Annotated in this window: 21 protein-coding genes; 12 read left to right on the plus strand and 9 right to left on the minus strand. The window is 65.2% G+C overall.

What is annotated here, in order from left to right:
• Window positions 1–9: 9 nt before the first annotated feature.
• The 3 genes from J2X50_RS14870 to J2X50_RS14880 all read left to right on the plus strand — a co-directional run bounded on the left by J2X50_RS14870 (window position 10) and on the right by J2X50_RS14880 (window position 2,317).
• On the plus strand, window positions 10–807 hold the full coding sequence (locus J2X50_RS14870; protein WP_429096122.1) for a transporter substrate-binding domain-containing protein: 798 nt from the start codon (window positions 10–12) through the stop codon (window positions 805–807).
• Window positions 808–918: 111 nt separating this feature from the next.
• Window positions 919–1,626 carry an ABC transporter permease gene (locus J2X50_RS14875; RefSeq protein ID WP_429096123.1) on the plus strand — a complete coding sequence of 236 codons (708 nt, stop codon included), beginning with the start codon at window positions 919–921 and terminating at the stop codon, window positions 1,624–1,626.
• A 4-nt stretch (window positions 1,627–1,630) separates the two neighbouring features.
• Window positions 1,631–2,317, plus strand: a complete 687-nt coding sequence (locus tag J2X50_RS14880; protein WP_429096125.1) for an ABC transporter permease — start codon at window positions 1,631–1,633, stop codon at window positions 2,315–2,317.
• A gap of 20 nt (window positions 2,318–2,337) precedes the next feature.
• Here the strand turns inward: J2X50_RS14880 and J2X50_RS14885 are convergent, their stop codons facing one another.
• The 7 genes from J2X50_RS14885 to J2X50_RS14915 all read right to left on the minus strand — a co-directional run bounded on the left by J2X50_RS14885 (window position 2,338) and on the right by J2X50_RS14915 (window position 10,206).
• Entirely contained in the window at window positions 2,338–3,258 is a 921-nt protein-coding gene (locus J2X50_RS14885; RefSeq protein WP_429096127.1) for a dihydrodipicolinate synthase family protein, read from the minus strand.
• Between the two features lie 8 nt (window positions 3,259–3,266).
• The gene (gene araD, locus J2X50_RS14890; RefSeq protein WP_429096129.1) at window positions 3,267–4,982 is read right to left on the minus strand and encodes an L-arabinonate dehydratase; all 1,716 of its coding nucleotides are present in this window, start codon (window positions 4,980–4,982) and stop codon (window positions 3,267–3,269) included.
• Window positions 4,983–5,014: 32 nt separating this feature from the next.
• Window positions 5,015–5,794, minus strand: coding sequence for an SDR family oxidoreductase (locus J2X50_RS14895; RefSeq protein ID WP_429096131.1), 780 nt, complete (start codon window positions 5,792–5,794; stop codon window positions 5,015–5,017).
• Window positions 5,791–6,669: an aldose 1-epimerase gene (locus tag J2X50_RS14900; protein WP_429096133.1), complete on the minus strand. Its 879-nt coding sequence runs from the start codon at window positions 6,667–6,669 to the stop codon at window positions 5,791–5,793. Before J2X50_RS14900 ends, J2X50_RS14895 begins: the two co-directional genes overlap by 4 nt.
• Before the next feature lies 1 nt (window position 6,670).
• Window positions 6,671–7,621 carry an L-arabinose ABC transporter permease AraH gene (gene araH / locus J2X50_RS14905; RefSeq protein ID WP_429096135.1) on the minus strand — a complete coding sequence of 317 codons (951 nt, stop codon included), beginning with the start codon at window positions 7,619–7,621 and terminating at the stop codon, window positions 6,671–6,673.
• An 11-nt stretch (window positions 7,622–7,632) separates the two neighbouring features.
• Entirely contained in the window at window positions 7,633–9,144 is a 1,512-nt protein-coding gene (gene araG / locus J2X50_RS14910; protein WP_429096137.1) for an L-arabinose ABC transporter ATP-binding protein AraG, read from the minus strand.
• Between the two features lie 69 nt (window positions 9,145–9,213).
• Complete coding sequence (locus tag J2X50_RS14915) at window positions 9,214–10,206, minus strand: arabinose ABC transporter substrate-binding protein (protein ID WP_429096139.1); 993 nt, start codon at window positions 10,204–10,206, stop codon at window positions 9,214–9,216.
• Window positions 10,207–10,415: 209 nt separating this feature from the next.
• Between J2X50_RS14915 and J2X50_RS14920 the strand changes: the two genes are divergently transcribed.
• From J2X50_RS14920 to J2X50_RS14940, 5 genes are all read left to right on the plus strand, one after another.
• Window positions 10,416–11,165 (plus strand): FadR/GntR family transcriptional regulator, encoded by a 750-nt coding sequence (locus J2X50_RS14920; protein ID WP_429096140.1) that lies wholly within the window; start codon window positions 10,416–10,418, stop codon window positions 11,163–11,165.
• 35 nt (window positions 11,166–11,200) lie between these two features.
• Window positions 11,201–12,349 carry a galactonate dehydratase gene (gene dgoD, locus J2X50_RS14925; protein WP_429096142.1) on the plus strand — a complete coding sequence of 383 codons (1,149 nt, stop codon included), beginning with the start codon at window positions 11,201–11,203 and terminating at the stop codon, window positions 12,347–12,349.
• A gap of 111 nt (window positions 12,350–12,460) precedes the next feature.
• Window positions 12,461–13,429 (plus strand): GAF domain-containing protein, encoded by a 969-nt coding sequence (locus J2X50_RS14930; RefSeq protein WP_429096144.1) that lies wholly within the window; start codon window positions 12,461–12,463, stop codon window positions 13,427–13,429.
• A gap of 137 nt (window positions 13,430–13,566) precedes the next feature.
• On the plus strand, window positions 13,567–15,084 hold the full coding sequence (adh, locus tag J2X50_RS14935) for an aldehyde dehydrogenase (RefSeq protein ID WP_429096145.1): 1,518 nt from the start codon (window positions 13,567–13,569) through the stop codon (window positions 15,082–15,084).
• A 158-nt stretch (window positions 15,085–15,242) separates the two neighbouring features.
• Window positions 15,243–15,599: a DUF779 domain-containing protein gene (locus J2X50_RS14940; protein ID WP_429096147.1), complete on the plus strand. Its 357-nt coding sequence runs from the start codon at window positions 15,243–15,245 to the stop codon at window positions 15,597–15,599.
• Window positions 15,600–15,621: 22 nt separating this feature from the next.
• Here J2X50_RS14940 and J2X50_RS14945 read toward each other — a convergent pair whose 3' ends face one another.
• Together J2X50_RS14945 and J2X50_RS14950 are read right to left on the minus strand one after the other, a co-directional pair.
• Complete coding sequence (locus tag J2X50_RS14945) at window positions 15,622–16,140, minus strand: RES family NAD+ phosphorylase (protein ID WP_429096149.1); 519 nt, start codon at window positions 16,138–16,140, stop codon at window positions 15,622–15,624.
• A complete protein-coding gene (locus J2X50_RS14950; protein WP_347967530.1) occupies window positions 16,133–16,504 on the minus strand; it encodes an antitoxin Xre-like helix-turn-helix domain-containing protein in 372 nt (123 codons plus the stop codon). The genes J2X50_RS14945 and J2X50_RS14950 overlap by 8 nt, the downstream gene beginning before the upstream one ends.
• A gap of 307 nt (window positions 16,505–16,811) precedes the next feature.
• Here J2X50_RS14950 and J2X50_RS14955 point away from each other — a divergent pair, with 307 nt between their 5' ends.
• From J2X50_RS14955 to J2X50_RS14970, 4 genes are all read left to right on the plus strand, one after another.
• Window positions 16,812–18,377 carry an ABC transporter substrate-binding protein gene (locus J2X50_RS14955; protein ID WP_429096150.1) on the plus strand — a complete coding sequence of 522 codons (1,566 nt, stop codon included), beginning with the start codon at window positions 16,812–16,814 and terminating at the stop codon, window positions 18,375–18,377.
• Between the two features lie 89 nt (window positions 18,378–18,466).
• Window positions 18,467–20,026 (plus strand): ABC transporter substrate-binding protein, encoded by a 1,560-nt coding sequence (locus J2X50_RS14960; RefSeq protein ID WP_429096152.1) that lies wholly within the window; start codon window positions 18,467–18,469, stop codon window positions 20,024–20,026.
• A 59-nt stretch (window positions 20,027–20,085) separates the two neighbouring features.
• On the plus strand, window positions 20,086–21,054 hold the full coding sequence (locus tag J2X50_RS14965; protein WP_347967527.1) for an ABC transporter permease: 969 nt from the start codon (window positions 20,086–20,088) through the stop codon (window positions 21,052–21,054).
• 19 nt (window positions 21,055–21,073) lie between these two features.
• Entirely contained in the window at window positions 21,074–22,033 is a 960-nt protein-coding gene (locus J2X50_RS14970; protein WP_429096153.1) for an ABC transporter permease, read from the plus strand.
• The last annotated feature ends 2 nt before the right edge of the window (window positions 22,034–22,035 follow it).

Raw genomic sequence — 22,035 nt, forward strand, 5'->3', positions numbered from 1 at the left:
ACACGGAATATGAAACTGAAGGTCCTGTCCCTGCTCGCCTGCTTCGCCGCAGGTATGGGCAGCGCATTTGCCAACGAGGGTGAGCTGTCGATCGGCACCGAAGGCGCCTATCCGCCCTGGAGCATGGCGGATGCCGCCGGCAACGTCACCGGCTTCGACGCCGACGTCGGCGCCTTGCTCTGCGCCAAGCTGAACACCAAGTGCCACTTCGTCGTCCAGGCCTTCGACGGCCTGATCCCGGCGCTCAAGGCCAAGCGCTTCGACATCATCATCTCGGGCATGTCGATCACCGCCGATCGCAAGAAGGAGATCAACTTCTCCGTCGGCTACGCCGAGCTCGCCAACATGTTCGTGGCGCCGAAGGATTCCGACCTCGCCGGCATCAAGGACATCGACACGCTGCTCAAGTCGCTCGACGGCAAGAAGGTAGGCGTCCAGGCAGGCACCACGCATGCGCATTTCCTCGAAAAGCGCGTACCAAATGCCGACCTGAAGACTTACGACACGCTCGACCAGATGCAGATCGACCTGGCCACCGGCCGCATCGACGCCGCCTTCGCCGACGCCTCGGCATTGCAGGACTTCCTCGACAAGCCGGACGGCAAGACCTTCCAGTTCGTCGACGTGAAGATCCAGAGCACCTTCGACCCCTCGCTCGGCGAAGGCATCGGCGTGGGCATTGCGCAGGAGAACACCGCGCTCAAGGCGGACATCGACAAGGCGCTCTGCGAACTGGTCGCCGACGGCTCCATCGGCAAGGCGAGCCAGAAATGGTTCAAGACGGATATCTCCCGTCCCTGCCAGTGACGCGCTGGGGCGGCCGGGCGCAACAGCGTTGCCCGGTCGGCTCGAAAGCCCGGAAGGCGCCACCCCGGCTGCCTTCCGGGCATGACCATCATCAAAAATCAGGCGAATCCGATGGAATTCGGTATTTGGCAGGTATGGGAAGGCGGCTGGATCGGCGCCATCTTGCGGGGCGCTGCGATCACCATCGCAGTCGCGGTCGCCAGCATGCTCGGCGGCTTCGTCATCGGCACGATCTGCGGCATGATCAAGTGGGGCCGCGTCCGCCCGCTGAACTATCTCGTCGACGGCTACACCGCACTCGTCCGCGGCGTGCCGGAACTGCTCATCATCTACCTGCTCTTCTTCAGCTCCGTCGAGTTCGTCACCAGGGTGGCAACGGCCTTCGGTTATGCCGGCCTGGCCGAAAGCGGTTATGCCTTCGTCATCGCCGTCATCGCCATCGGCGCGATATCGGGCGCCTATTCCACCGAAGTCGTGCGCGGGGCGCTGGCCGCCATCCCGCAGGGCCATATCGAGGCCGCCCGGGCGCTCGGCATTCCGAGCTTGCGCATCTTCCGCCGCATCATCGCCCCGCAGATGCTGCGCATCGCCATTCCCGGCATGAACAATGTCTGGCAGGTCACCATCAAGGACACCGCGCTGGTATCGGTTGTCGGCCTGCAGGAGCTGATGCGGACGGCATTCATCGGCTCCAACACGACGCGGAACCCGTTCATTTTCTATCTCATCGCAGCGGTGGTCTATCTGGTGATCACGCTGGTCAGCCAGGCCGGCATCGACTGGGCCGAACGCCTGCTCAGGCTCCGTTCAAGGAAGTAGTCCGATGGATCTCGAACTCATCTGGCAGGCGCTGCCCGTGCTCCTCAAGGGCCTCAAGGCCACGGCGGTACTCACCTTCCTGTCCGTCCTGATCGGATTCAACCTCGGCCTCGGGCTCGCCATCATGCGGCTCTCGTCGAACCGGGCGGTCGCCAGCTTCGCAAAATACTACAGCACCGTGTTTCGCGGCACGCCGCTGCTCGTTCAGATTTTCCTGTTCTACTACGGGCTCGGGCAGCTCTCCTTCGTCAAGGACAATGCCGTGCTGTGGTGGGTGGTCAGCGACGGCGCTCGCTGTGCCGTACTGGCGCTGGCCCTGAACACCGCCGCATATACATCAGAAATCCTGCGCGGCGGCCTCATGTCGGTGCCGGCGGGCCTCGTCGAGGCGGCCCAGGCCTGCGGCATGTCGCGCCTCCTGCGCTTCCGCCGCATCGAGTTTCCGCTCGCCATCCGCCAGGCGCTGCCGGCCTACGGCAACGAGCTCGTGCTGACGGTCAAGGGCACGAGCCTCGCTTCCACCATCACCGTGCTCGAGATCACCGGCTACGCCAAGCGGCTGATGAGCCAGACCTATGCGGTCTTCGAGGTGTTCGCCATCGCGGGTGCGCTGTATCTGGCGACCAATCTCATCCTGATCACCCTGGTGCGCCTGCTGGAGCGGCATCTGACACGCCACCAGGCGCGGTGACACCGCGCACCCTGGGCGGGTCAGCGGCCGGCCGTCCTCCGCTCGAGCGGTCCCATCTCGGCGGCAAAGCGCTCGACCATGGCGAGCCCGGTCGCGTTGGGGCGCAGAGCCGGCGCGCGATCATGGACGGTAAGCCCGGCGCGCAGCGCGAACAGCCGCTTGCCGTAGCACATCAGGTGCTCGATGCCCTGCATGGTCGAAACGACGGCCGGCAGCATGGTGCGGTAGTGCACCATGGCCCCCGCTTCGTCACCGGCGACGAAGGCCTCGTAGACGGCAACCGCGTGGTCGATGCAGTCGGGCGCCAGGATCAGGCCACGGCAGCCGATGCGCAGATTGTCGATCAGTTCGAGCCCGCCGCGGCCGTTGAAGATCGGCAGCTTGCCGCCGGTCGCCTCGACCAGGCCGGCGATGTCGGTCACCGGCCCCTCGCCCTTGATCAGCTGGATGTTGGGATGCTGGCGCACGAGGTCGGCGATCTCCTGCGAGCTCAGCCCGCGCCCCATGAAAGCAGGCGCATTCTGGATCGCGACCGGCAGGTCGGTGGCGTCCGCCACGCGGCCGAAGAAGCGGATGTATTCGGTCGCCGCGAACTGCCCCACCATGGGCGGCTGCAGGATCAGCCAGTCGGCGCCGACGCTCTCGGCATGACGCACCTGCGCCACCTGCTCGGTGACGGACGCGCCAAAAATGGTCAGCGCCAGCGGCACCCCGCCGCCCGTATCTTCCGCGATCCAGTCCATGACCGTGCGGCGCTCGGCCTCGCTCAGCTTCGAAGCCTCTGTGGCAAGCCCGAGGGCTGCCATGCCGTGTACGCCGACCGCGAGGCAGATTTCGACCTGGCGCCGCATCGCTGCGCGGTCGAGGCGTTCGTGTTCGTCGAACAGCGCGTAGAGGATGGCGTGGATGCCGTGCATGTCGGCTGCGGGGAAACGCGGCATGATGGACCTCAGTGGCTCTCGCGCGGCACGTCGTGGCCGCGGCAACCGACCAGGAAGTCGAGGTCGGCACCCTTGTCGGCCTGCATAACGCGTTCGACATAAAGGCTCTGGTAGCCGCCCTGCATCGGCTGCGCCGGCGCCTTCCAGCGCACCCGGCGTCGCGCCAGCTCCTCGTCCGGGACTTCGAGGTTCAGCCGGCGGGCCTCGACGTCGAGCTCGATCATGTCGCCGTCCTCGACCAGCGCCAGCGGCCCGCCGACGGCGGCCTCGGGTGCGACGTGCAGGACCACCGTGCCGAAGGCGGTACCCGACATGCGCGCATCCGAAATCCGCACCATGTCGCGCACGCCCTTGGCCAGCAGCTTCTGCGGCAGCGCCATATTGCCGACCTCGGCCATGCCGGGATAACCCTTGGGCCCGCAGTTCTTCAGCACCATCACGCAGGTCTCGTCGATGTCGAGATCAGCGTCGTCGACACGCGCCTTGTAGTGCTCGATGTCCTCGAACACGACGGCACGGCCGCGATGGCGCATCAGCTCCGGCGAGGCCGCCGACGGCTTCAGGATCGCACCGTCGGGCGCTAGATTGCCGCGCAGCACGGCAATGCCGCCCTGCGCCGTCAGCGCCTTGTCGCGCGGCAGGATCACCTCGTCGTTGAAATTCTCTGCGCCGGCGATGTTCTCGCCCACCGTCCTGCCGGTCACCGTCAGCGCGTCGAGATCGAGCAGATCGGCGATCTCCTTCATCACGGCAGGCAGGCCGCCGGCATAGCAGAACTCCTCCATCAGGAATTTTCCCGACGGCATCAGGTCCAGGATGGTGGGCACGTCGCGACCGAAGCGGTCCCAGTCGTCGAGCGAAAGCTCGGTGCCGGTGCGGCCGGCAATCGCCAGCAGGTGCACCACCGCATTGGTCGAGCCGCCGATGGCGCCGTTGACGCGGATGGCGTTGGCGAAGGCCTTGCGGGTGAGAATCCGGGACAATCGCAGGTCTTCCCTGACCATCTCGACGATGCGCCGGCCCGAGAGCCGCGCCAGCCGGGCGCGGTGGGCGTCGACCGCCGGATAGGCGGCATTGCCCGGCAGGGCGAGCCCCAGCGACTCCACCATCGAAGCCATGGTCGAGGCCGTGCCCATGGTCATGCAGTGGCCGGGCGATCGCGACATCGCGCTTTCGGCGGCGGCGAATTCCTGCTCGCTCATGACTCCGGCGCGCACGTCCTCGGAGAATTTCCACACGTCGGTGCCCGAGCCGATCGCCTTGCCACGGAAGCGGCCGTTGAGCATCGGCCCGCCCGAGACGACGATCGCCGGCACGTCGCAGGAGGCAGCGCCCATCACCAGCGACGGCGTGGTCTTGTCGCAACCGGCCATCAGCACGACACCGTCCATCGGGTTACCGCGAATCGCCTCCTCGACATCCATCGAGGCGAGATTGCGGAACAGCATCGCCGTCGGCCGCAGATTGGACTCGCCGCAGGAGACGACGGGAAACTCCAGCGGCAGGCCGCCAGCTTCGAGGACACCGGCCTTCACATGCTCGACCAGCCCGCGGAAATGGGCGTTGCAGGGCGTGAGTTCGGAAAATGTATTGCAGATGCCGATGACCGGGCGCCCGTCAAAAGCGTCGTCGGGCAGGCCGTTGTTCTTCATCCAGCTGCGGTGGATGAAGGCATCTTTGCCGAAGCCGCCGAACCAGGCCTGGGAACGCAGTTTCCGTGTCACGTGCTGTACCTTCTGTCAGAGTCCGGGCGGGTTCAGGCCGCGTGCTGCAGCACGCTGAGGCCGCCGTCGACGACCAGCGTCGCGGCGTTCATGAACGGACACTCGTCCGAGATCATGAACACTGCGGCCTTGGCGATTTCGGCCGTGGTGGCGATGCGCTTGCCCGGGTGCAGCGCCAGCGTCTCAGCCTTGGCCTTCGCCGGGTCGGGGAAGCTGTTCCAGTAGTCGATGTTCTTCTGCGTCTCGACATAGCCGGGCGCCAGCGCGTTCACGCGCACGCCCGCCCCGACATATTCCAGCGCCAGGGACTTGGTCAGGCCGAGCAGCGCGTGCTTGGCCAGGGGATAGGGGAATGTGTGCGGGATGATGGTGAAGGAATGCGTCGAGGCGATGTTGAGGATCGCCCCGCCGCCGGCCGCGATCATGCCGGGAAGTGCTGCCTTGCAGCAGTTCCACGCGCCCTTCAGGTTGACGTCGAAGCAGCGCTGCCATTCCTCGTCGGTGGTCTCCAGCGGCAGGCTGAAGACGTTGATGCCGGCATTGTTGATCAGCGCATTAACTTGGCCGATCTCCTTGTCGGCCCGCGCCATGGCGGCGGCGATGGCGGCAGCGTCGGAGATGTCGGCCTCGGTATGGCCAAGCATGCCCTCGCCCGCGTCGAGGCGCTTCACCGTCTCTCGCAGCAGTGCCCCGTCGCGGTCGACGACGAACAGCTTCGCGCCTTCCTTCAGGCACTGCTCGGCGATCGCCAGCCCGATGCCCTGGGCGGCGCCGGTGAGAAAGATGCGCTTGCCGGCAAGACGGTCGCTCATTGGAATTCCTCGCAATCGGAAACGGTGATCGAAAACGCGCCTGATAGCGTTTCGCCAGGCGCAAGAAGATGGAGGGCGTCGCGCCCCGAGATCGCCAGCGCATTGGGCGTGTGCGACATCGGTTCGAGACAGAAGGAGCTCGTGTCGTCCTCCGGCGCATAGAGCATGTAGCGCGAGAACACCGGATCGGCCTCGATGTCGGCGGCGAGCCTCGTCTCGGGCCAGACGATGCGGGCCCGCCCGTTCCAGCCTTCGAAGCAATTGTTCAGCCTGCGCCGCGGCAGGCTGCGCGCAATCGAGAAGTCGGAGCGGTCAGGGATCGGCGTACGCACGCCGGGCAGAAAGCCCTCGCGTTCGGTCCACCAGCCTTCGGCCGGGGCCATCAGCCTGGTGCCATCAGTGCGCGGAAAATAGGGGTGGAACCCGATGCCGAAGGGCATCGTCCCGCGACCCCGGTTCGTCACCTTGAGCTCAAGCCGCACCGTCGCGCCATCAAGCGTGATGATCTGCACCGCTCGATAGACGTGCGGCGACTTTTCCGGCCGCGCCTGCTCGAAGGCGAGTTTCATGCCTGAGGCCGACGATTCCTCCACCGTCCAGTCGGCCAGCCAGCCATCGCCATGGATGTAATAGGGCTCGGCCGTATTGGGCATGAAGCGATAGCGCGCGCCGCCAAGCTCGAAGCCGTTGCCTTCAACCCGATTGCCGACAGGAACCAGCGGGAAGCAGGCAGAGCGCAGCACGTCGAAGCCACCGTCCCCGAATGGCCGAAGGAACGGTCGGCCGTCCAGGGTGGAGCCGTCGACCACCGCCCCACCCCGTGGGCTTACACGCAACGACAGGCGGTCGTTTTCAAGGCTGACAAACGCTGGCATCTCACCGGCGTCCGATCGCGCTGGACCTCAGATTGTCGAGCAGCACTGCGAGCAGCAGGATCACGCCGCGGACGATATACTGGTAGAAGGCCGGGATGTTCAAAAGGTTCATGACGTTCTCGGCGATGCCCATGATCATCACGCCGACGATGACGCCGGCAATCGCCGCGCGGCCGCCGGCCAGCGACACGCCGCCGAGCACGCAGGCCGAGATGACCGACAGCTCGAGCCCGATGGCGGCATTGGGCTGGCCCGAGGTGATGCGCGAGGCGAGCAGTATGCCGGCGATGGCGCAGACCACGCCCTGCAGCGTGAAGATCCAGATGCGGGTGCGGTCGACATTGACGCCGGCGAGGCGCGACGCCTCGGGATTGCCGCCGATGGCGAGCGTGTTCTTGCCGAATACGGTGCGGTTGAGCACGAAGCCGAACACGGCAAACAGCACGAGCAGCACCCAGATCGGCGTCGGCACGCCGAACAGCTTCGACAGCGCCAGCTGATAGAAATTCGGGTCGTTGATGCCAACCGCGCGCCCGTCGGACGAGATCAGCGCCAGGCCGCGCACGATCTGCATGGTGGCAAGCGTGGTGATCAGCGCGTTGATACGGAACTTGGCGATGACTACGCCATTGACCAGTCCGACCACTGCGCCGCAGAGCAGCGCCGCCAGGATACCGACCATGATCGACCCGGTGGCATTGGAGGCCATGACCGCCACCATGCCGGCAAAGGCGACGATGGAGCCGACCGACAGGTCGAAGTCGCGCGCCGCCAGGCAGAACATCATGGTGCAGGCGACGATGCCGACTGTGACGACCGACTGCAAAAGGCCCAGCATGTTGCGTTCGGTCAGGAAGTTCGGGACGAAGATCGACACCAGCGCAAAGGCCAGCACGAAGATTACGACCAGGCCCTGGTCGCCGAGCAGTACGTTCTTGAAAGATCTCGTCATGCTCCGTTCCCTTAAGATGCGATTGCGGCTGGCGTCTTCTTGTCGGGGAGCGCTGCCGCCAGGATCGCACGCTCGCTGAATTGTTCACGGTCGAGATGCGCCGAGATGCGCCCGCCGCACATGACCAGGATGCGGTCGCAGATGCCCATCACCTCGGGTAGTTCGCTGGAGACCACGACGATCGCCATGCCCTGCTCCGCGAGCTGGTAGAGGATCTCGTAGATCTCGGACTTGGCGCCTACGTCGATGCCGCGCGTCGGCTCATCGACGATCAGCACGCGCACGCCCTCTTCCGACAGCCAGCGCCCGAGGATCACCTTCTGCTGGTTGCCGCCGGACAGGTTGACGATGTCCTGCCTGCGCGATGGCGTCCTGACCTTGAGCTTCTTGATGAAGGTCTCGGCGACCTCCACCTCCTTGCGCGGGTTGAGGATGCCGAAGCGCGCGTGATGGCGCCGCGAGGAGATGTTGATGTTCTCCTCCAGCGAGCGCCCCTGGATGATGCCGTCATGCTTGCGGTCTTCCGAGCACAGCACGATGCCGGCGCGGATGGCCTGGTGCGGATCGGCGAGATGAATCGCCTTGCCGTCCATGGTAATCGCGCCGCCCGAACGCGGATCGGCGGCATAGACCAGCCGCATCAATTCGGAGCGGCCGGCACCGATCAGCCCGAAGAAGCCGAGGATCTCGCCAGCGCGAACCTCGAAGCTCGCCGGCTGGCCGAGCTTTTCGCCCGAAATGCCATCGACCTTCATCCTGACATCGCCAATGGCGCGGGGCCGCCAGCCCCAGACATTGGCGATCTCGCGGCCAACCATTTCGGCCACCACCTGTTCGCGGGTGACGTTTTCGAGGCTCGGATGGTGGGCGGCCAGCTTGCCGTCGCGCAGCACCGTCAAGCTGTCGCAGAGGCGGAACACCTCGTCGAGCCGGTGGGAAATGTAGAGGATGACCTTGCCCACGGCGCGCAGGCGCTCGATCAGGGCAAACAGGATTTCGCTTTCGCGCGACGACAGCGACGAGGTCGGCTCGTCGAGCGCGATCACGCGGGCGTCGAGCATGATCGCCTTGGCGATCTCGACCATCTGGCGCTCGCCGATGGACAGCGTCTTGACCTTGCGGCGCGGGTCGATGTCGATGCCGGCCGACTTCAGCTTCTCGCCGACCTCGGCGAACATCTGCCTGGACCGGATCACGCCGGCGTTGGCCGGGAAGCGGCCGAGCCTGAGGTTTTCGGCGACGGTCAGCTCGGGAACCAGTTGCAATTCCTGGTGGATGACGATGACGCCGGCATGGAAGGCGTCGCGCGTCGAGGCGTATTTCTGGACCTGGCCGTCGATGATGATGTCGCCATAGTCGGCATGCTGGTCGCCCGACAGCACCCGGATCATGGTCGACTTGCCGGCGCCGTTCTCGCCCATCAGGCCATGCACGGCCCCCTTCTCGACGGTGAACGAGACATCCGACAGCGCCTGGACACCCGGATAGGATTTCGAGATGCGGGAAAATTCCAGATATGACATCGACGGTCCTCCTGAAGATCCGGCGGCGGGACCAAGGCTCCGCCGCCGGACACCGTTCAATGTTGCAGCTTACTCGATGCCGAGTTCCTGGCGGACCTTCTGGTAGTCGTCGCGCTTGGCAAGGGCACCGGCGGTCAGGATCAGCTTTTCCGGCTCCTTGTTGTTGACGATCCACTCATACATGTTGAGCGCGGTTTCGTAGCCATGCCGCTTCGGCGAGATTATCACCGAACCGATGAACCCGGTGGCCGACGGCTTCTTGAACTCGTTGATTGCCGAATCCGCGCCGCCAATGCCGACACCGATCATGCCGTCAGCCGCAATGCCGACGCTTTCCGAGGCGCGCACGGCGCCCAGGACCGCCTCGTCGTTGAGGCCGAAGGCGACCCACTTCTTGATGTCGGCATGCTTGTTCAGCACCACGGTCGCGGCGTTCAGTGCGGCTTCCGTGTCGGTCTTGGCCTGCGGCGCATCGAAGATATTCTCAGCCTTGAAGCCGTTCGCCTTGAGCACGGAGATCGCACCCTCAACGCGGTCGACGGCGGTCGGCAGCTGGTCGTAGGAGACGCGGATCGCGCCGACCTCTTCGGGCTTCCAGCCGCGCGCCTTCATCTCGTCGACGATCGCCTGGCCGACAGCCTCGCCGATCTTGGTCGCGGAGATGCCCATGTGCGGCACGTCTTCAAGTGGCTTGCCGTCGGCGCTGACCAGGCGGTCGTCGACAGTCATCAGCTTGAGATTGTTGGCGGCTGCCTTGGCGACGATGCCCGGTCCGAGCTTTACGTCAGGCGTGCAGACGATGAACCCCTGGGCGCCCTGGGCCCCGAGATTGTCGATCGCCGACATCAGCTTCTCGCCGTCCTCGGCCCCGATCTTCACCAGCGTGAAGCCTTTTTCCTTGGCCGCCTGGTCGGCGAACTTCCACTCGTCCTGGAACCACGGCTCCTCGGGTTGCTTCACGATGAAGCCGATCTTGGTCTCCTGCGCATAGGCAGAAACGATGGTGGTGGCAGAAAGGACGGCAAGGGCGCCCGCGACGAGCGCCGTCTTCAACAATCGCATGATTTCCTCCCAGAACATGCCGGGGCTCGGCCCGGATGACCAACGCTAGCCGCTTTTATCATACCAGTCAATTGCGCTGGTATGATAAATGAGCTAGGCTTCGTTTCGTGGTGATGCGCGGGCTGCGGAAATAAGGCCGCAACCAGCATTGTCCGGCATGCGGCGCGCACATAAGAACGAGAATAGAATGCCGGGGGAGGAATAGACTGATGGCCAATGCTACGGCCGAAATTGCAGTTCCAGCGCCGAAGCCGCGCCGGCCGCGCGTCTTGCCCGACGTGGTCCGGGCTATCGCCTCCGAAATCCTCTCTGGCAGCTACCCGGTAGGCTCGACGCTCCCCAGCGAAAACGATCTCTGCGCCGAGCATGGCGTCAGCCGCACAGTCATCCGCGAAGCCCTGAAGACGCTGGCCGCCAAGGGGCTGGTGCACAGCCGCCCGCGCATCGGCACCGTCGTCTGCGAACGCGACACCTGGAACATCATCGACCCGCAGGTGCTCGAGTGGCACGCGCCGAACAGTATTGACCCGGCTCTGTTCGATTCCATCCTGGAGACCCGACGTGCGATCGAACCGCTGGTCGCCGAACTGGCCGCCAAGCGCGCCTCCCTGCAGGAGATCGCCGACCTCGAAGCCGCCTGGAGGGGCATGGAAGCCGCGGGCTCGGACGTTGGGCGCTTTGCCCGGTCGGACGCCAGCTTCCACCAGGTGCTGTACGGCGCCTGCCACAACCCGATCTTCCGCCAGATCGGCGGCATGATCGAGACGGCGCTGAACTTTGCCCTCGAAGCGACGGCCAACTCCGTCGACCGCCGCGACGAGGCGGTGAAGGTTCACTTCGGCGTGGTCGAGGCGCTGCGCATGCGCGACGGCGCGGCCGCGCGCAGGGCAGCCAACGAGATCCTCGATCTCGCCGCCCGCGACCTCGCCCGCGCCAAGAACCAGCACAAGCAAGACTGAACGGGCACAAGCCCATCCGGAGTAGTGCCAACATCATGAAGATCACTGCGCTCAAGACCTATATCGTCCCGCCACGCTGGCTGTTCCTCAAGATCGAGACCGACGAGGGTGTCAGCGGCTGGGGCGAGCCCGTGGTCGAAGGTCGCGCGCATACCGTCGAGGCGGCAGTTCACGAACTCGCCGACTATCTCGTCGGCAAGGACCCGCGCCTGATCGAGGATCATTGGAACGTCATGTATCGCGGCGGCTTCTACCGCGGCGGCCCGATCCTGATGAGCGCCATCGCCGGCATCGACCAGGCGCTCTGGGACATCAAGGGCCGGGCGTTGGGCGTGCCGGTGCACGAATTGCTCGGCGGCAAGTGCCGCGACCGCATCAAGGTCTATTCCTGGATCGGCGGCGACCGCCCCTCCGACGTCGCCGACGGCGCGAAGGATGTCGTCGCGCGAGGCTTCACCGCGCTCAAGATGAACGGCACCGAGGAGCTGCAGATCGTCGACAGCCACGACAGGATCGACGCCGCCGTCGAGCGCGTCGCCATGGTGCGCGAGGCCGTCGGCCCGCATGTCGGCATCGCCGTCGACTTCCACGGCCGCGTCCACCGGCCGATGGCGCGCGTTCTGGTCAAGGAGCTCGAGCCCTACCGGCTGATGTTCATAGAGGAGCCGGTGCTGAGCGAGAACCGCGAGGCGCTCAAGGAGATCGCCGCGCTATCGTCCGCGCCAATTGCACTCGGCGAACGCCTCTACAGCCGCTGGGACTTCAAGAGCGTATTCGAGGAAGGCGTGGTCGACATCATCCAGCCCGACCTGTCGCACGCCGGCGGCATCACCGAATGCCGCAAGATCGCGGCCATGGCCGAGGCCTATGACGTCGCGGTTGCGCCGCATTGCCCGCTCGGCCCCATTGCGCTCGCCGCCTGCCTGCAGCTCGACGCCGTTACCTACAACGCCTTCATCCAGGAACAGAGCCTCGGCATCCACTACAACAAGGCCAACGACCTGATCGACTACGCCAAAAACAAGGACGTGTTCCGCTACGAGGACGGCTTCGTCGCCATCCCCGACGGCCCGGGCCTCGGCGTCGATGTCGACGAGGACTACGTCGTGGAGCGTGCCAAGGAAGGCCACCGCTGGCGCAACCCCGTCTGGCGCCACGCCGACGGCTCCTTCGCCGAGTGGTGAGGGCCCCATCGTTGGTCTAAGGACCAATTGACCTGACGCTGCCGCCCCATGCAATTTGGCCGCCGGCCTTGAGCCGGACAGGCTATGCAGGCAACGCCTTGGGAGGGGCGCATGAACGCGAGCGTTGTCGTCGAGCATGTGGACAGGATCCAGGCCGCGCTCCGCTCCAGCGAGGCGGCCCGGTCCGCGCTCGTGGCCTCATGGAGCCGGTCATCGTCCCTGCACCGGCTGGACCCGGCGCATCGCAACCCGCCGCGCCGCCTGACCGAAACGGAGCTTTCGGCCGCACGTGAGCGTATCGGGCGGCTTGTCGCCGCCGCCCAGGCAACCCTCGACCGCCTCTATCTCGCAGTGGGCGGCGTCGGCTGTTGCGTGCTCCTCGCCGACCGCGACGGCGTGCCGGTCGAGCGGCGGGGAGCGGTAGCCGACGACGAGACCTTCGAGGATTGGGGGTTGTGGACCGGCTCGGTGTGGAGTGAAGAATGTGAAGGCACCAACGGCATCGGCACCTGCCTGATCGAGCAGCGCGCGCTGACCATTCATCGCGACCAGCATTTCCTGAGCCGCAACACGCTGCTCTCCTGCACGACGGCGCCGATCTACGACCACGAGGGCCAGCTCGCCGCCGCACTCGACGTGTCGTCGTGCCGCGCGGACCAGACCGACGGCTTCGTCAGTCTGATCTCGATGGCAGTCGGCGACGCCGTGCGTCGTATCGAGGCCGAGAACTTCCGCCTGTGCTTCCCGACAGCGCGCATCCTGGTCGCGCCGAACCCCGACACCTCGCCTGCGGCCCTGCTTGCAGTGGACGACGACGACCTGGTGATCGGCGCGACGCGGGCGGCGCGGCAGGCGCTCGGCCTGACGCCGCAGATGATGGCCAGGCCGATGCCCACCGCGGACCTGCTCGGAACCCACGCGGCCGCGTCGAAAGATCTGGCCGGGGCAGAGCGCAGCGTGGTCCAGCGCGCCTTGGCGCGATCCGGCGGCAACGTCTCCGCCGCGGCCGAGGCGCTCGGCATTTCACGCGCGACCTTGCACCGCAAGCTCGCCCGCCTCGGGCTGCAGCGGCCGCACTGATCTTTCCCCGCTCCATCTGTCGCAGATCTGCGACAGATGACCTCCGCCTCCTGCCGGGCCCCGGCTGACATCGGCCGGCAACTTGGCACTCTCCTCTCGGGCGCCGCATCCCGCGGTGCGATCTTCGGGAGGAAAAGATGAACAAGGTGGAATTCTCGCGCACGGCCAAGATCCCCTTCGCCAAGCGCTACGACAACTTCATCGGCGGCGCGTGGGTGGCGCCCAAGGCCGGCCGGTACTTCGAAAACATCTCGCCGGTAACCGGCCGGCCGTTGGGCGAGATCGCCCGCTCCGACGCCGCCGACATCGAGGCGGCGCTCGACGCCGCCCACATGGCCAAGGAGGCCTGGGGCAAGACGGCGCCCGCAACGCGTGCGCTGATCCTCAACCGCATCGCCGACCGCATGGAGGAAAACCTCGACCTTCTGGCGCTCGGCGAGACCTGGGACAACGGCAAGCCGATCCGCGAGACGACCGCCGCCGATTTGCCGCTCGCCATCGACCATTTCCGCTACTTCGCCGGCGTGCTGCGTGGCCAGGAAGGCTCGATCTCCGAGATCGACCACGACACGGTCGCCTATCATTTCCACGAGCCGCTGGGCGTCGTGGGCCAGATCATCCCGTGGAATTTCCCGCTGCTCATGGCCTGCTGGAAGCTGGCGCCGGCGCTCGCCGCCGGCAACTGCGTGGTGCTGAAACCGGCCGAGCAGACGCCCGCCACCATCATGCTGTGGGCCGACCTGATCGGCGACCTGCTGCCTGCAGGCGTGCTCAACATCGTCAACGGTTTCGGCCTCGAGGCCGGCAAGCCGCTCGCATCCAGCCCGCGCATCGCCAAGATCGCCTTCACCGGCGAGACGACCACTGGCCGGCTGATCATGCAATACGCCTCGCAGAACCTGATACCGGTGACACTCGAGCTCGGCGGCAAGTCGCCCAACATCTTCTTCCAGGACGTGACGTCGGAAGACGACGATTTCTTCGACAAGGCGATCGAGGGCTTCGTCATGTTCGCGCTCAACCAGGGCGAGGTCTGCACCTGCCCGAGCCGGGCGCTGGTGCACGAAAAGATCTACGACAAGTTCATGGAGCGCGCGCTGAAACGCGTCGAGGCAATCGTCCAGGGCGACCCACTCGACCCCGCCACCATGATCGGCGCGCAGGCCTCGTCGGAGCAGCTGGAGAAAATCCTGTCCTACATGGATATCGGCCGCCAGGAAGGCGCCGAACTCCTGACCGGCGGCGAGCGCGCCAACCTGCCCGGCGACCTTGCCGGCGGCTACTACGTCAAGCCGACGGTGTTCAAGGGCCACAACAAGATGCGCATCTTCCAGGAGGAGATCTTCGGGCCGGTGGTCTCGGTCACCACCTTCAAGGACGACGACGAGGCGCTGTCGATCGCCAACGACACACTCTACGGCCTCGGTGCGGGCATCTGGAGCCGCGACGCGAACCGGCTCTATCGCTTCGGCCGGGCCATCCAGGCCGGCCGCGTCTGGACCAATTGCTACCACGCCTATCCGGCGCACGCCGCCTTCGGCGGCTACAAGCAGTCGGGCATCGGCCGCGAGACGCACAAGATGATGCTCGACCACTACCAGCAGACCAAGAACATGCTGGTCAGCTACAGCCCGAAGAAGCTGGGGTTTTTCTGAGGGTGACGAGCTCTCCTCTCCCCGCTCGCGGGGGAGAGGACGCCGGCAGGCAGGTGAGGGGCAGGGCCTACCTGACCGCGCTCGCGCTGCCCCTCATCCGTCACTTCGTGACACCTTCTCCCCGCAGGCGGGGAGAAGGAAGAACCGGAACCCGCGCCATGTCCTCGCATCCTCCCCTCGACAAGGTCTCCGCCACGCCTGATGCCCTCGCCCTGCTCGACGAGATCATCGCCGAGCACGGCCCGGTGCTGTTCCACCAGTCCGGCGGCTGCTGCGACGGCTCCTCTCCGATGTGCTATCCGCGTTCCGACTTCATCGTCTGCGACAACGACGTGCTGCTCGGCACCATCGGCGACACGCCGGTCTACATCGGCGCGTTGCAGTTCGAGGTCTGGAAACACACCGACCTGATCATCGACGTCGTGCCCGGGCGCGGCGGCATGTTCTCGCTCGACAATGGCCGCGAGAAGCGCTTCCTGACACGCTCCACCATATGCGTTCTCCCAGCGCGGTGAGAGCACCGGGGCCGAAGGCTGGCTATACCCAGGACGCGGGGGTTCTGGGCAGGCGTTGCTCAGGGTCGATGACCTTCACCGACGGCTTTCCCGAACTGTTCCAGTGCCACAGCGCGACGCAATTGCCGCCAGGCGACATGAAGGACGGGTAGACGACCCCGTCGTAGCCCTCCCCGAGCAGCCGCTGCCGAAGCGAATGCGTTTCGGGCACTCGGCCTTCGTCGAGATCGGCCCGCCACTCGCAACGATGGATCGTCGCGTCGGTGCCGAGATCGGCAAGCACGGCAGCCTCCGTCAGATCCGCAAGCCTGGCTTCGCTCAGTTCCAGCTGCGCGATCAGCGCCGGATGCTGCACGAAACCCTGATTGTATTCGGCCCATGCGGTGGAAAGTTCGCACGCCGCATAGAGCGTCGGCGCGCCGACCGGGTTCCAGCGGCCGCCGAAACGCGCCGCCCCCTCCCCGGAAAGCGGCAGATAGGCCCAGCGCGGCACAAAGGCCCGCCACAAGGTCCGGCTTTTCGACCGCTCTTTTTCAGGCATAGACGCCGGAGCGCACCGCCTCCAGATAGGCCAGGACCTTGTCCGCCTTGCCCTCGCCCACCAGGTCGTAGGCCGTCTTGCCCGCCCAGCCCGGGATCGGCTGGTGCTTGAACCAGATCACTGCACGATGCTCGTCGCCGGCCATCTCCGACGCCATCGCCAGGATGCGCACCACCGGGCTCAGCGCCTGGTCGACCTTGCGCGCGCCGGAGCGTGCAGCCAGCGTGTTGCGGGCCACCCCGACGAGGCGGGCGAGCTCCGACTGCGTCACGCCGAGCTGCTCGGAAACCCGCCGTGCCGACAGGAAAGGCGTGCGGCTGTCACCGAAATGGGCCGCCGAAACGCCGAGGCTCTGAGCAGTCATCACACATTCCCAGTGCAAGATTTGAACTTCATCGGCTCAATATGTGCTCATTGCTAGCCCATTTCAAGCGCAGCCGGTCCCGGACGATCACACGTCCCTCTTCGGCACGCCAGTGCCGGACCAGTGATCCCGGGGGCACGGCCAAACGCAACGTCGGAGCGCCTCCCCGCGGCAATCAGTGGGGGATTTCAAACTGTCTACAAAAATCAAAAAAATAGTACCCATAATTGTAGACAATTTGGTTGACACTGCATTGATGCGTAAACAAACTGGCCTCTGCAAGCACAAGCTAGGGAGGAGCAGGGTGATGCGGCGACTTTGGAAGACCATCGCGACAGCGGTAACCGTGGGGCTTCTGGCGACGGCCGCGCATGCGAACACGCTGCGCTGGGCTGGCCAGCGCGACATTTTCTCGCTCGACCCCTATTCCTACGGTTCCACGTCGAACCTGGCCTTCCTCAATCACATCTATGAAGGCCTGGTGCGCTACACGCCGGAATTCGAGGTGGTGCCGGCGCTGGCGACAGAATGGCAGCTGGTCGACAACAAGGTCTGGCGCTTCAAGCTGCGCCAGGGCGTCAAGTTCCACAACGGCGCCGAGTTCACCGCCGACGACGTGATCGCCTCGCTGAAGCGCGTCAGCGACCCGACCTCGCCGCTGCGCGGCAACATTCCACTCTATGTCGGCTCGAAGAAGATCGACGACTACACGGTCGAGATCGAGGTTTCCTCGCCGTCGGCGCTGTTCCTCAACGACATGACAAACATCTTCATGTTCGATGCTCAATGGCTCGTCGACAACAACAGCGAGAAACCGACCGACGTCGGCGCCAAGGTCGAGGGCTACGCCACCTACAACACCAACGGCACGGGGCCGTTCAAGCTCGAGAGCCGCGTGCCGGACAGCAAGACCGTACTGGTCGTCAACGACGGCTGGTGGGACGAGAAGAAGCACAATCTCACCCGCATCGAATTCACCCCGATCGGATCGCCGGCGACACGGGTTGCGGCACTGCTTTCGGGCGAGGTCGATCTTGTCGATTCCGCCCCGATCCAGGATCTGCCGCGCCTTGAGGCCGCACCCGGCATCAAGGTCGACAAGCGCTCCGACCTGCGCACGGTCTCCATCGCGTTCAACCGCCGCGACAAGCTGGAGGACGGGCGCAGCAACCCCTTCAACGACCTTAGGGTGCGCCAGGCCTTTGACCACGCCATCGACCGCGAGCTCATCAACAAGAAGGTCATGCGCAGCCTCGCCCACCCCGCCGGCACTCTCGTGGCACCGGAAATTCCGGGCTACAGCGCCGAACTCGACAAGCCGTCGGCCTACGATCCCGAGCTTTCGCGCAAGCTGCTTGCCGACGCCGGCCAGTCGGATCTTGCCTTCACCTATCTCTGCATGAACGACGAAAGCGTGAACGAGGAGGACGTTTGCGCCGGTATCGTCAACATGCTGACGCGCGCAGGCTTCAAGCCGAACGTCGACATCGGGCCGCGCGCCGCCCAGGCGCCCAAGCGCTCGAGCGGCAAGTCCGACGTCTACATGATCGGCTGGGCCAACGAGCCCACGCTGGATGCCTATTCGATCCTCGTGCAGGTGCTCTCGACCCGCAGCCGCGCGGCGGGCGTGGCCAACTATGGCGGCTGGTCCTATCCCGAGCTGGACAAGATGGTGGATCAGGCGGCCAAGGAGCCCAACCGCGAAAAGCGCCTGGCGATCGAAACCGCAGCACTCAAGCTCGCCAAGGACGAGTTGATCATGATCCCGCTGCACCAGCAGCCGATGGCCTGGGCGATGTCCGAACGGGTCGAGCAGGTCGTGATCCGCGCCGACAACAAGCCGCGCCACTGGCTGACCCGCCTCGGCGAATAGCCGGACGGCCTTCGGGCCGTCCCTGCCCTTCAAAAAAGAAGAAGAACCCCGCCAAGGGGAACGATGACCTCTAAAGGGAGAACTGCAGAATGCTGAAGAAACTGACCCTCGCGGCCTTCATGGCGGCCGCGCTGTCCACGGCTGGCCAGGCGGCGACGCTCAAATGGGGCGCATCGCGCGACATCTATTCGCTCGACCCCTATTCCTATGGCGACAGCTACACGCTTGCCTTCCTCAACCACGTCTATGAAGGCCTGGTCCGCTACGACGCCAACCTCAAGATCGAGCCGGCGCTGGCGGCATCCTGGGAGACCGTGGCGGACAACGTCTGGAGGTTCCACCTGCGCCAGGGCGTGAAGTTCCACAACGGTGCCGAATTCACCGCCGACGACGTGATCGCTTCGCTCACCCGGGTCAGCGATCCGGTGTCTCCGCTGCGCGGCAACCTTCCGGCCTACAAGTCGGCGAAGAAGGTGGACGACTACACCGTCGATATCGAGCTGGTCGGCCCCTACCCGCTGCTGCTCAACGACCTGACCAACATCCACATCTTCGACGCCACCTGGCTGAAGGACAACAATTCGGAGAAGCCCACCGACGTCGGCAAGAAGATCGAGGGATACGCGACCTACAACACCAATGGCACCGGGCCGTACAAGCTCGAGAGCCGGGTCCCGGACAGCAAGACGGTGCTTGTCAAGAACCCCGACTGGTGGGACAAGTCGCAGTCCAATATCGACCGTATCGAGTTCACGCCCATCACCTCGGCGGCGACACGCGTCGCGGCACTGCTGTCGGGCGAAATCAACTTCACCGAGAACGCGCCGGCGCAGGACCTGCCGCGCCTTGTCGCGCAGCCTGACCTGAAAGTGATGGAGCGCACCGACCTGCGCACCGTCATGGTCGGCTTCAACCGCAAGCCCAAGCTGGCGAATGGCACCGAAAACAAGTTCAACGACCTGCGCGTCCGCCAGGCATTCGCCTACGCGCTGGACAAGGAGCTGATCCAGAAGCGCGTCATGCGCGGCAAGTCGAGGACCGCGGGCGCGATCATCGCTCCGGAGATCCCGGGCTACTCCGAGGCGCTGGACACCGTGGTTCCATTCGACCCCGATATGTCGAAGAAGCTGCTTGCCGAAGCCGGCGCCAGCGACCTCCCCTTCACCCTCGTCTGCACCAACGAGGCCTATGTCAACGAAGAGGAGCTTTGCCAGGGCATCGTCAACATGTTGAGCCGCGCCGGCTTCAAGCCGCAGCTCGACATCGCTCCGACGGCCGCGCAGGCGCCCAAGCGCACCGGCGGGCTTTCCGACGCCTACCTCATCGGCTGGGCGAACGAACCGATGCTCGACAGCTATTCGATCCTGCTGCAGATGATCGAGACCAAGAGCGACAAGGCCGGCGTCTTCAATTGGGGCGGCTGGAGCTATCCGGAGATCGACAAGCTGATCATCCAGGCTTCGACCGAGATGGACCGGACAAAGCGTCTCGAGCTGCAGACCAAGGCGCTCCAGATGGCCAAGGACGAGATGATCATGCTGCCTCTGCACCAGCAGCCGATGGCCTGGGTCATGAGCAAGAAGATCGACCGGATCGCGCAGCTGGCTGACAACAAGCCGCGTCACTGGCTGACCAATTTCGCGGAATGACCCTGGTGTGGAGCCGGAGCCCATGCGCTCCGGCTCCCGCACAGCTTGCGAGGCTTGACATGCTGGTCTTCATCATCACCCGCATCGCCAATGCGATCATGGTCATGCTCGCCGTCGCGATGCTGGCTTTCCTGATCTTCCGTCTTGCGGGCGATCCGGTGGAGCTGATGGCCAACGAGCAGATGACCCAGGCCGACCGCGACAGTCTGCGGGAACGGTTGGGCCTGAACGACGGCATCCCCACGCAGTTCGCCCGCTTCGTCGTGAATGCGGCGCAGGGCGACTTCGGCATCTCCTACCGTAACGGCCAGGACGTGCTGACCCTGATCGCCGACCGCTTCCCGGCGACGCTCGAGCTGGTGCTGGTCGCCACGCTGATCTCGCTTGTCGTGGGCATTCCGCTAGGTGTCCTCACAGCCATAAAACGTGGGAAATGGTACACCGAGACACTGCAATTCGTCTCGATCGTCGGCGTATCGCTGCCCAGCTTCGTCGTCGGCATCCTTCTCATCCTGGCGTTCTCGGTCAGTCTCGGCTGGCTGCCGGCCTTCGGCCGCGGCGACGTCGTCCAGATCGGCTGGTGGTCTACGGGCCTGCTCACGCCCTCCGGCCGGGCGGCGCTGCTCTTGCCGGCGGTCGCGCTCTCGCTGTACCAGATCACGCTGATCATGCGTCTGGTGCGCGCCGAAATGCTGGAAGTGCTGCGCTCCGACTATGTGAAGTTTGCCCGCGCCAGGGGCATTCCGCGTTGGCGCATCCATTTCCGCCATGCGCTCAGGAACTGCCTGATGCCCGTGGTGACGATGACCGCGATGAACGTCGGTTCGCTGATCGCCTTCGCCCTCATCACCGAGACGGTCTTCCAGTGGCCTGGCATGGGCATGCTCTTCATCCAGGCCGTGACCTTCATCGACATACCGGTGATGGCCGCCTACCTGTGCATCATTTCCTTCATCTTCGTCGCGCTGAACACGCTGGTCGACATCACCTATGCGGTGATCGACCCGCGCCTGCGCAACGCCCGCTGATCGCCGGAAGGACAAGTCCATGACGATCGAAACGCCGAAGTCCCAGACGGGCGCAATCGCACCGCGGCGGACGATGTTGCAACGCATGCGCAACAGCGATGTCTGGTGGTCGTTCACGCATAGCAAGACGGCGATGGTTGCCGCGGCGATCCTCGCCGTGCTCATCGTCACCGCAGCCTTTGCGCCGCTATTTGCCGCCCAGAACCCGTATGACGCAGCCCAGCTCGACATGTGGAAGGCGGAGCTGCCGCCGGTCTGGCAGGAAGGTGGCGAGTGGCCCTATCTGCTCGGCACCGACACGCAAGGCCGCGACATGCTGTCGGCCATCCTCTACGGCACGCGGATCTCGATCGTGATCGGCCTTACCTCGGTAGCTCTGTCGCTCCTGATCGGCATGACGGCCGGACTGGTCGCCGGCTTCTTCGGCGGCTTCGTGGACAACGTGCTGATGCGCTTCGGCGACATCACCCTGTCCATCCCGACCATCCTGATCGCGATCCTCGTTTCGACGGTGGTGCGCCAGCTGCTTCCCGCCGACTTGCGCGAGATCGGCGCTTCGGCCGTGCTGGTGCTGGCGATCGCCCTTTCCGCATGGGTGCAATACGCACGTACGGTGCGCGCGCAGACGATCGTGGAGCGCAGCAAGGAATACGTTCAGGCGGCCAAGCTCCTGAAAGTACCGGCCCGCCGCGTCCTGGCGCGCCACATCCTGCCCAACACCCTGACGCCGGTTCTGGTTGCGGCGACCTTGAACTTCGGCATGGCCATCCTGACCGAGGCGACGCTGTCGTTCCTGGGCATCGGCATGCCGCCGGGCCAGCCTTCGCTCGGCACGCTGATCCGCATCGGCAACCAGTATCTGTTCTCCGGCTCGTGGTGGATCGTCCTGTTTCCGGTGATCCAACTCTGCCTGCTCGTCGTCGTCGTCAATCTCCTCGGCGACTGGCTGCGCGACGTGCTCAATCCGAAACTGAGGTAAGC

Origin of the sequence: Aminobacter sp. BE322, from assembly GCF_050433525.1 — a bacterium.
Classification (GTDB): domain Bacteria; phylum Pseudomonadota; class Alphaproteobacteria; order Rhizobiales; family Rhizobiaceae; genus Aminobacter.